Annotated in this window: 4 protein-coding genes; all 4 read left to right on the forward strand. The window is 73.3% G+C overall.

Going from position 1 to position 6,020, the window contains the following annotated elements:
- Positions 1–1,347 (forward strand): transcriptional repressor NsdA (gene nsdA / locus IE249_RS27760; protein WP_229859386.1); only part of this gene is annotated, 1,347 nt, incomplete at its 5' end.
- 333 nt (positions 1,348–1,680) lie between these two features.
- Positions 1,681–3,021: an ammonium transporter gene (locus tag IE249_RS27765; RefSeq protein WP_189709043.1), complete on the forward strand. Its 1,341-nt coding sequence runs from the start codon at positions 1,681–1,683 to the stop codon at positions 3,019–3,021.
- A complete protein-coding gene (locus IE249_RS27770; protein ID WP_039656487.1) occupies positions 3,018–3,356 on the forward strand; it encodes a P-II family nitrogen regulator in 339 nt (112 codons plus the stop codon). Before IE249_RS27765 ends, IE249_RS27770 begins: the two co-directional genes overlap by 4 nt.
- A 25-nt stretch (positions 3,357–3,381) precedes the next feature.
- Positions 3,382–5,874 carry a [protein-PII] uridylyltransferase gene (locus tag IE249_RS27775; protein ID WP_189709045.1) on the forward strand — a complete coding sequence of 831 codons (2,493 nt, stop codon included), beginning with the start codon at positions 3,382–3,384 and terminating at the stop codon, positions 5,872–5,874.
- Positions 5,875–6,020 lie beyond the last annotated feature (146 nt).

Genomic DNA, 6,020 nt, shown 5'->3' on the forward strand with positions numbered 1-6,020 from the left:
CTGGGTGCCAACCACATCTCCACCGACACCTCCCGCGTGCGCCGCTGGCTGGACGGGGAGAACCCGCGCGAGCCGATCCCCAGGATCCTGTCGGAGCTGTTCTCCGAGCGCTTCGGCTGCGTGGTCTCCGTCGAGGACCTCGGCCTGCGCACCGCCCGCCCGACGCCCTCCACCACCGGCGTCGACCTGCCGTGGACGGGCCCGCAGACGGTGGCCCTGCTCAGCGAGTTCTCGCGCAGCGACCTCATGCTGGCCCGGCGCGGCTTCCTCGGGACCTCGCTGGTGCTGTCCGCGGGCCCGTCCCTCATCGAGCCGCTGCAGCGCTGGCTCGTGCCCGCGCCCCCCGCCCCGCTCCCGGAGCCCGAGCCCGCCGCGGCCGCCCGCCGTCCGGGCCGGCTCTCCCGGCCCGAGCTGGAACTGCTGGAGACCACCACCCGGATGTTCCGCCAGTGGGACGCCCAGTGCGGGGGCGGCCTGCGCCGCAAGGCGGTCGTCGGCCAGCTGCACGAGGTCACCGACCTGCTCCAGGAGCCCCAGCCCGCGCCCACCACCAGGCGCCTGTTCAAGGTCGCCGCCGAACTGGCCGAACTGGCCGGCTGGATGAGCTACGACGTCGGACTCCAGCCCACCGCCCAGAAGTACTTCGTGCTCGCCCTGCACGCGGCAAAGGAGGCCGGCGACAAGCCCCTCGGTTCCTACGTGCTGTCCAGCATGAGCCGCCAGATGATCCACCTCGGCCGCCCCGAGGACGCCCTGGAACTCATCCACCTCGCCCAGTACGGCAGCCGGGACTGCGCCAGTCCGCGCACCCAGTCCATGCTGTATGCGATGGAGGCCCGCGCTTACGCCAACATGGGCCAGCCCGGCAAGTGCAAGCGCGCGGTCCGCATGGCCGAGGACACCTTCGCCGACGCCGACGACTGGGACGAGCCGGACCCCGACTGGATCCGCTTCTTCTCCGAGGCCGAGCTGTACGGCGAGAACAGCCACTCCTTCCGCGACCTCGCCTACGTCGCCGGCCGCAGCCCCGCCTACGCCTCGCTCGCCGAGCCGCTGATGGAGAAGGCCGTCCAGCTGTTCGCCGAGGACGCGGAACACCAGCGGTCGTACGCGCTCAACCTCATCGGCATGGCCACCGTGCACCTGCTCCAGCGCGAGCCCGAGCAGAGCACGCGGTACGCCGCGCGGGCCATGCAGGTGGCCAGGAAGGTCCGCTCCGAGCGCGTGAACACCCGTATCCGAAAGACCGTCGACAGCGCCGTACGCGACTTCGGCGACCTCGGTGAGGTCGTCGACCTCACCGAGCAGCTCGCCGCCGACCTCCCCGAGACCGCCGAGGCGGTCTGAACACGCACCGTCCGCACACCAGGCACAGCACGCACACCCCGCACAGCGCGCGCGGGTCCCTGAACCCCGGCCGCGGCCGGCCCTCCCGAACTGCCCGACTCGGCTCCCCCATGCCAGGTCATCGGAAGGCCGCCCGCGGCCGGCCTCGTTCCCGCGCCCAATTCATCCACGCGTAACACGCACGGCACCTTCGTCACCCCGGCGAAACAACGAGGGGCTTCCACCGAAACCGCGCTGCGTCAGTCTCATGGCGCATAACCGGCCCACCCCTCACCCACCGGACCGCTCAGGCTTCGCCCGCACGGGGCCGTACCAACCGACGAGGAGACGCCGATGGCTCCAGCCATCATGCTTGCGGCGGACGCACCCAAGCTGTCGTCCGCCAACACAGGCTTCATGCTGATCTGTTCTGCCCTGGTGATGCTCATGACCCCGGGCCTGGCCTTCTTCTACGGAGGCATGGTCCGCGTCAAGAGCACGCTGAACATGCTGATGATGAGCTTCATCAGCCTCGGGATCGTCACCATCCTGTGGGTGCTGTACGGCTTCTCGATGGCCTTCGGCACCGACAAGGGCTCGATCATCGGCTGGACCTCCGACTACGTCGGCTTCAGCGGGATCGGCAAGACGGACCTCTGGCCGGGCTACACCATCCCGGTCTTCGTCTTCGCCGTCTTCCAGCTGATGTTCGCGATCATCACCCCCGCCCTGATCAGCGGCGCACTGGCCGACCGCGTGAAGTTCAGCGCCTGGGCCCTGTTCCTGGTCCTGTGGGTCACGATCGTGTACTTCCCGGTCGCCCACTGGGTCTGGGGCACGGGCGGCTGGGCCTTCAAGCTCGGAGTGATCGACTTCGCCGGCGGCACCGCGGTGCACATCAACGCCGGTGCGGCGGCCCTCGGCGTCATCCTCGTCATCGGCAGGCGCGTCGGCTTCAAGAAGGACCCGATGCGCCCGCACAGCCTCCCGCTGGTCATGCTCGGCGCGGGCCTGCTGTGGTTCGGCTGGTTCGGCTTCAACGCCGGCTCCTGGCTCGGCAACGACGACGGCGTCGGCCCGCTGATGTTCGTCAACACCCAGGTCGCCACCGGCGCCGCCATGCTCGCCTGGCTGGTCTACGAGAAGATCCGCCACGGCGCGTTCACCACGCTGGGCGCCGCCTCCGGCGCGGTCGCCGGACTCGTCGCGATCACCCCCTCCGGCGGCGCGGTCTCCCCGCTCGGCGCCATCGCGGTCGGCGCCATCGCCGGTGTCCTGTGCGCCATGGCGGTCGGCCTGAAGTACCGCTTCGGCTTCGACGACTCGCTCGACGTGGTCGGCGTCCACATGGTCGGCGGTGTCCTCGGCTCCCTGCTGATCGGCTTCTTCGCCAGCGGCAAGGGCCAGTCCGACGTCAAGGGCCTCTTCTACGGCGGCGGCATGGACCAGTTCTGGAAGCAGTGCGCCGGTGTCTTCGCCGTCCTCGCCTACTCCCTGGTCGTCTCCGCGGTCCTCGCCTTCCTGCTGGACCGCACCATCGGGATGCGCGTCACCGAGGACGAGGAGATCTCCGGCATCGACCAGGCCGAGCACGCCGAGACCGCATACGACTTCAGCGGCGCGGGCGGCGGAGTCCTCGGCTCGCTCGCCGCACCCGCCCTGGCCGCCACGCAGAGCAAGAAGGTGGACGCATGAAGCTCATCACCGCCGTCGTCAAGCCCCACCGCCTCGACGAGATCAAGGAGGCCCTCCAGGCCTTCGGAGTCCACGGCCTGACGGTCACCGAGGCCAGCGGCTACGGTCGTCAGCGGGGACACACCGAGGTGTACCGGGGCGCCGAGTACACGGTCGACCTGGTACCCAAGATCCGTATCGAGGTACTGGCCGAGGACGACGACGCCGAGCAACTGATCGAAGTGGTCGTCAAGGCGGCCCGCACCGGCAAGATCGGCGACGGCAAGGTCTGGTCCCTGCCGGTCGAGACGGCGGTGCGGGTGCGGACCGGCGAGCGCGGTCCGGACGCGCTCTGACAGGCACGAGGACGGGAGTCGCCGGGTGACGGGCACAGACGTGCACAACGAAGCAGAGGACTCGGGACCCGGCGGCTACGCGGCGGCCCGGCTGCGCCTCCTCACCGAGGGGGCGCGGTCCGGGCCGCCGCGCCGTGCCGCCCTCGCCTCGCTCACCGACGGCTGGCTGGCCGGCCTGTTCGACGCCGCGGCCGCGGCGGCGGGCGGTCTGCGCGGGGTCTGTCTGGTCGCCGTCGGCGGCTACGGACGCGGCGAGCTCTCCCCGCGCAGCGACCTCGACCTGCTCCTGCTCCACGACGGCGGCGACCCCGGCGCCGTCGCCGCCCTCGCCGACCGCCTCTGGTACCCCGTGTGGGACCTCGGCCTCGCCCTCGACCACTCCGTGCGCACCCCCGCCGAGGCCCGCAAGACCGCGGCCGGCGACCTCAAGGTCCAGCTCGGCCTCCTGGACGCCCGGCACCTCGCCGGAGACCTCGCACTGACCGCCTCGCTGCGCACCGCCGTGCTCGCCGACTGGCGCAACCAGGCGCCCAGGCGCCTGCCCGAGCTGCGGGAGCTGTGCGCCGAGCGCGCCGAACGCCAGGGCGAGCTGCAGTACCTGCTGGAACCCGACCTGAAGGAGGCCCGCGGCGGACTGCGCGACGCCACCGCCCTGCGCGCCGTCGCCGCCTCCTGGCTCGCCGACGCCCCCCGCGAGGGCCTCGCCGACGCCCGCCGCCGGCTCCTCGACGTACGCGACGCCCTGCACCTGACCACCGGCCGGGCCACCGACCGGCTCTCCCTCCAGGAGCAGGACCAGGTGGCCGCCGAACTCGGCCTCCTCGACGCCGACGCCCTGCTGCGTCAGGTGTACGAGTCCGCGCGGGTCATCTCCTACGCCGGCGACGTCACCTGGCGCGAAGTGGGGCGCGTACTCAGGGCGCGCGCCGTGCGGCCCCGGCTGCGCGCCATGCTGGGCGGCGGAAAACCGGCCCCGGAACGGTCACCGCTCGCCGAGGGTGTGGTCGAACAGGACGGCGAGGTGGTGCTCGCCCGCACCGCGCGCCCCGAACGCGACCCCGTACTCCCTCTGCGCGCCGCGGCCGCCGCCGCGCAGGCCGGACTCCCGCTCTCCCTGCACGCCGTACGGCGCATGGCGGCCACCGTGCGCCCCCTGGCCGCGCCCTGGCCCGCCGAGGCGCGCGAACAGCTCGTCACCCTGCTCGGCTCCGGCCGCCCCACCGTGGAGGTCTGGGAGGCCCTGGAGGCGGAAGGCCTGGTCAGCCGACTGCTGCCCGACTGGGAACGGGTCCGTTGCCGCCCGCAGCGCAACGCCGTGCACGTCTGGACGGTCGACCGCCACCTGATCGAGACGGCCGTCCGCGCCTCCGCCTTCACCCGCCGCGTCAGCCGCCCCGACCTGCTCCTGGTCGCCGCGCTGCTGCACGACATCGGAAAGGGCTGGCCCGGCGACCACTCCGTGGCCGGCGAGATCATCGCCAAGGACGTGGCCGGCCGCATCGGCTTCGACCACGCCGACGCCGGCGTCCTCGCCACCCTCGTACGCCACCACCTGCTCCTCGTCGAGACCGCCACCCGGCGCGACCTGGACGACCCGGCCACCGTCCACGCGGTCGCCCGGGCGGTCGGCACCCAGAGCACCCTCGAACTGCTGCACGCCCTCACCGAGGCCGACGCGCTCGCCACCGGCCCCGCCGCCTGGTCCACCTGGCGCGGCTCGCTCGTCGCCGACCTGGTCCGGCGGGTCTCCGCCGCCCTCGCGGGCGACGACCCGGACGAGCCCGAGCCCGGCGCGCCCAGCGCCGAACAGGAACGGCTCGCCGTCGAGGCGTTCCGCACCGGCGGGCCGGTCCTGTCGCTGCGCGCCCAGACCGAGCCGCCTGCCAGGCGGGAGCCGGAGGGGACCGGGGACGCGGAGAGCGGCGCCGCGGGGCCCGAGCCGCTCGGCGTGGAACTGGTCGTCGCCGTCCCCGACCAGCCCGGCGTACTGCCCTGCGTGGCCGGTGTCCTCGCCGTGCACCGCCTGACCGTGCGCACCGCCGAACTGCGCGCCCTGGAGCTGCCCGCGGGGGTCGACGACGGCTCCGTACTGCTGCTGAACTGGCGGGTCGCCGCCGAGTACGGGTCCCTGCCACAGGCCGCCCGGCTGCGCGCCGACCTCGTGCGCGCCCTGGACGGCTCCCTGGACGTGGCGGGCCGCCTCGCCGAGCGGGACGCCGCCTATCCCCGCCGCCGCGGGGTGGTGGCGCCCCCGCCGCGCGTGACGGTCGCCCCGGCCGCCTCCCGGCACGCCACCGTGATCGAGGTCCGCGCCCAGGACGCGCCGGGACTGCTGTTCCGCATCGGGCGGGCCCTGGAGGACGCCAAGGTGCGGGTGCGCAGCGCCCACGTCAGCACGCTCGGCGCCAACGCGGTCGACGCCTTCTACGTCACCGGTCCGGCGGGCGCCCCGCTGCCGCCCGAGGAGGCGGCGTCCGTGGCCCGGAGGCTGGAGGACACGCTGCGGGCACGGACGTGAAGCCGTCGCGGGCACGGACGTGAAGCCGTCGCGGGCACGGACGTGAAGCCGTTGCGGGCACGGGTGTGCGGCCGTTGCGGGCACGACCGTGACCCGGTTCTGTCCGGCCGGGATACCCTTGAGGGCGATTCCGCAAGCCATCCCCG

The organism is Streptomyces anandii JCM 4720 (genome assembly GCF_014650655.1).
Taxonomy (GTDB): domain Bacteria; phylum Actinomycetota; class Actinomycetes; order Streptomycetales; family Streptomycetaceae; genus Streptomyces; species Streptomyces anandii.